This is a genomic window from Aerococcus sp. L_32 (assembly GCF_050689315.1).
The window spans coordinates 1-1,093 of the sequence record NZ_JBOEQF010000574.1; the positions used below are offsets into that span (position 1 = coordinate 1).

Annotated in this window: 1 protein-coding gene; it reads right to left on the reverse strand. The window is 37.5% G+C overall.

The features are described 5' to 3' along the window. Positions 1-116 precede the first annotated feature (116 nt). Complete coding sequence (locus ACRCJ0_RS14860) at positions 117-722, reverse strand: superoxide dismutase (protein WP_016896885.1); 606 nt, start codon at positions 720-722, stop codon at positions 117-119. Positions 723-1,093: the final 371 nt, after the last annotated feature.

Below are 1,093 nucleotides of genomic sequence, written 5' to 3' on the forward strand. Positions count from 1 at the left end.
AAACGTCTGCTGATAATTGTCGGCAGGCGTTTTTTAGAGGCATTTTTATGCAATTTGCCGTAAAAAAGAGGTTAGCCTAAGCTAACCCCTCTTTTACTATTTAAATAGATGTTAAATTATTTTGCTGCGTCAAAACGTTTTGCAACTTCATCCCAGTTTACAATGTTCCAGAATGCAGCAATATAGTCTGGACGAACGTTTTTATATTTCAAGTAGTATGCATGTTCCCAAACATCGATACCTAATAATGGTGTTTGACCATCCATTAGTGGTGAGTCTTGGTTTGGTGTAGAAGTGATTTCTACTTCACCGTTAGCTAAAACTAGCCAAGCCCAACCAGAGCCGAAACGACCAGTTGCTGCAGTTTTGAATGCTTCTTGGAAGTCTGCAAATGAACCAAACTTAGCGTCGATAGCTTCTTTCAAAGCGCCTGTAGGTTCACCGCCAGCGTTTGCTGCGAATTGTTCCCAGAATAATGTGTGGTTAGCGTGTCCACCAACATTGTTACGAACAGCAGTTTTTTTGTCTTCAGGTACAGCGTCAAAGTTAGATAAGATTTCTTCAGCAGATTTGTCTGCTAAATCAGTACCTTCTAAAGCTGCGTTTGCATTTGTTACATAAGTATTATGGTGTTTGTCATGATGCAAGTGCATTGTTTCCTCATCGAAATACGGTTCTAATGCATCATAAGCGTATGGTAATTCTGGTAATTCAAAAGCCATGTAAAATTCCTCCTATATAACTTATCGTTATTTTCTTACTAAAATCACTATACCAAGTCACACCCTAAAATTCAAAGGAATCGACTTAAGGCGCTCACTTATTTTTAAGAAAAGTTTTTCCTTTTCCAATCATCCGCTCATTATTTTCGACCAATCTTTGTTATAATGAATGTTAACGTGAGAATGCTTAGTCATTTTCCAAGTCCACTAGCTAAGAGTGAGAATATGCGAACAGAAAAGAGCGAATGTATGAAAGAAAGCAATATCCTCGTCATCTTATACGATGCCCTATTGAATTATCCAAAAATTATCCGTGTCATTTCCTATAGTTTTAAGAGAATGTTGGTCTATGCCCTATTAATTGCAGGTAT